Source organism: Ramlibacter sp. (genome assembly GCF_035706265.1).
In the GTDB taxonomy this organism is placed as follows: Bacteria; Pseudomonadota; Gammaproteobacteria; order Burkholderiales; family Burkholderiaceae_C; genus Ramlibacter.
Map to the genome: position 1 here is coordinate 1 of NZ_DASSVG010000385.1, position 3,055 is coordinate 3,055.

4 protein-coding genes are annotated in these 3,055 nt (G+C 66.1%); all 4 read right to left on the reverse strand.

The window, feature by feature from the left end; all coding sequences use genetic code 11:
• Window positions 1-812, reverse strand: an 812-nt coding sequence (locus VFM98_RS13865) for a citrate/2-methylcitrate synthase (RefSeq protein WP_325110502.1), incomplete at its 3' end; no start/stop codon positions are given.
• Window positions 813-830: 18 nt separating this feature from the next.
• A complete protein-coding gene (locus tag VFM98_RS13870) occupies window positions 831-1,124 on the reverse strand; it encodes a succinate dehydrogenase assembly factor 2 (protein ID WP_325110503.1) in 294 nt (97 codons plus the stop codon).
• Window positions 1,125-1,162: 38 nt separating this feature from the next.
• Window positions 1,163-1,867 carry a succinate dehydrogenase iron-sulfur subunit gene (locus tag VFM98_RS13875; protein ID WP_325110504.1) on the reverse strand — a complete coding sequence of 235 codons (705 nt, stop codon included), beginning with the start codon at window positions 1,865-1,867 and terminating at the stop codon, window positions 1,163-1,165.
• A gap of 24 nt (window positions 1,868-1,891) precedes the next feature.
• A partial coding sequence (locus tag VFM98_RS13880; RefSeq protein WP_325110505.1) for an FAD-binding protein occupies window positions 1,892-3,055 on the reverse strand: 1,164 nt, incomplete at its 5' end.

Here is a 3,055-nt window from a genome sequence, read left to right on the forward strand (position 1 = left end):
CCGCCGTGCGCCGGGCCCCACAGGCAGGCCACGCCGGCCGCGATGGCGGCGAACGGGTTGGTGCCGGAAGAGCCGCACAGGCGCACCGTGGAGGTGGAGGCGTTCTGCTCGTGGTCGGCGTGCAGGATGAAGATGCGGTCCATCGCGCGCACCAGCACGTCGTTGGGTTCGTAGTCCTCGCACGGCGTGGCGAACATCATGCGCATGAAGTTCTCGGTGTACGACAGCGAGTTCTTCGGGTAGATGTACGGCTGGCCGACCGAGTACTTGTACGCCATCGACACCAGCGTCGGCATCTTGGCGATCAGGCGGATGGCGCTGATCTCGCGGTGCTCGGGATTGTTGATGTCCGTGCTGTCGTGGTAGAAGGCCGACAGCGCGCCCACCAGGCCCGTCAGCACGGCCATCGGGTGCGCGTCGCGGCGGAAGCCGCGCAGGAAGAACTGCATCTGCTCGTTGACCATCGTGTGGTTGGTCACGCGCGCCACGAAGTCCTTCTTCTGCTGCGGGTTGGGCAGCTCGCCGTACAGCAGCAGGTAGCAGGTCTCGAGGTAGTCGCAGTTGGTGGCCAGCTGCTCGATCGGATAGCCGCGGTACAGCAGCTCGCCCTTGTCGCCGTCGATGTAGGTGATGGTCGACTGGCACGACGCCGTGGACAGGAAGCCCGGGTCGTAGGTGAACATGCCGGTCTGGGCGTAGAGCTTGCGGATGTCGATCACGTCCGGGCCGATGGTGCCGTTGTACACCGGCATCTCGACGCTGGGGCTGCCGTTGCTGAACGACAGAGTGGCCTTGTAATCAGCGAGTTTCATAGTCTTTCCTGTCAGGTTTCAATGCCCGTGTCCCGGTGATGCGCCTGCGGGCATGCGCAGCATCTCCAGCACTTCCTTGATGTCCGGGCGGTCCAGGGCGCCGGCCGGTTCCTTGCGTTTGAGCAGCAGGTCCAGCAGGTCGTTGTCGGCCAGGTCCATCAGATCGCCGAGCGCCCGGGCCTGCCCAACGGTCAGGCGCGACGCATGCCGATCGAAGAACCGCTCGATGAAGAGGTCGTTTTCCAGCAGCCCGCGGCGGCAACGCCACCGCAACTTGCTGAGGCCGCGGTCATCCAGCAGCTCGTCGTCCATTGTCGCTCCGGTTTTGGCGAGTTGTCTTTTGACCTGCGTCAGACAGCACGCCGGACCATCAGCTCCTTGATCTTGCCGATCGCCATGGTCGGATTCAGCCCCTTCGGGCAGACGTCGACGCAATTCATGATCGTGTGGCAGCGGAACAGGCGGTACGGGTCTTCCAGGTTGTCCAGGCGCTCGCCCGTGGCCTCGTCGCGGCTGTCGGCGAGGAAGCGGTAGGCCTGCAGCAGGCCGGCCGGGCCGACGAACTTGTCCGGGTTCCACCAGAAGCTGGGGCAGCTGGTCGAGCAGCTCGCGCACAGGATGCACTCGTACAGGCCGTTGAGCTCCTCGCGCTCCTCGGGCGACTGCAGGCGCTCCTTCTCGGGCGGGATGCTGTCGTTGATCAGGTAGGGCTTGATCGAGTGGTACTGCTTGAAGAACTGCGTCATGTCCACGATCAGGTCGCGGATCACGGGCAGGCCCGGCAGCGGCTTCAGGACGATCGGGTCCTTCAGCGTGCGCAGGTTGGTCAGGCACGCCAGGCCGTTCTTGCCGTTGATGTTCATCGCGTCGGAGCCGCAGACGCCTTCGCGGCAGGAGCGGCGGAAGGCGATCGAGGGGTCCTGGGCCTTGAGCTTCATCAGGGCGTCGAGCAGCATGCGCTCGTTGCCCTCGAGTTCGATCTCCACCGTCTGCATGTACGGCTTGTCGTCCTTGTCCGGGTCGTAGCGGTAGATGTGGAAGGTGCGCTTTTGCATGTCTTGGGATCTTTCGAAAACTACTTAGAAGGTGCGGACCTTCGGCGGCACGGACTCGACGGACAGGGGCTTGAGCTTCACGGGCTTGTAGGCGAGGCGGTTGCCTTCGCGGTACCAGAGCGAGTGCTTCATCCAGTTGGCGTCGTCGCGGCCGAGCGGGGCGACCGGGTCGTCCGCCGGGCGCTCGTAGTCGCTCACGGTGTGGGCGCCGCGGCATTCCTTGCGGGCGGCCGCCGAGACCATGGTGGCCTGCGCCACCTCGATCAGGTTCTCGACTTCCAGCGCCTCGACGCGGGCGGTGTTGAACACGCGCGACTTGTCCTTCAGGCCGATGGTGCCCATGCGCTCGCGGATCGCCGCGATCTTGCGCACGCCCTCGTCCATGCTGGCCTGGGTGCGGAACACGCCCGCGTGCTGCTGCATGGTGGCGCGGATGTCGTTGGCGACGTTCTGCGCGTATTCGCCCGAGGAGGCGTTCTCGAGCCGGTTCAGGCGCTCCAGCGAGCGCTCGGCGGCGTCGGCCGGCAGGTCCTTGTGCGACCTGGTGCGGCTGGCGAATTCGACGATGTGGTTGCCGGCGGCCTTGCCGAACACCAGCAGGTCCAGCAGCGAGTTGGTGCCCAGGCGGTTGGCGCCGTGCACCGAGACGCAGGAGCACTCGCCCACGGCGTACAGGCCGTTGACGACGGCGTTGTCGTCGCCGCCCTGCTGCGTCACCACCTGGCCGTGGATGTTGGTCGGGATGCCGCCCATCTGGTAGTGGATGGTGGGCACCACCGGGATCGGCTCGCGCGTGATGTCGACGTTGGCGAAGTTGACGCCGATCTCGTACACCGAGGGCAGGCGCTTGTGGATGGTCTCGGCGCCCAGGTGGTCGAGCTTGAGCAGCACGTAGTCCTTGTTCGGGCCGCAGCCGCGCCCTTCCTTGATCTCCTGGTCCATCGAGCGGGAGACGAAGTCGCGCGGCGCCAGGTCCTTCAGCGTGGGCGCGTAGCGCTCCATGAAGCGCTCGCCGTTGCTATTGAGCAGGATGGCGCCTTCGCCGCGGCAGCCCTCGGTGAGCAGCACGCCCGCGCCGGCCACGCCGGTGGGGTGGAACTGCCAGAACTCCAGGTCCTGCAGCGGGATGCCGGCGCGCGCCGCCATGCCCAGGCCGTCGCCGGTGTTGATGAAGGCGTTGGTGGAGGC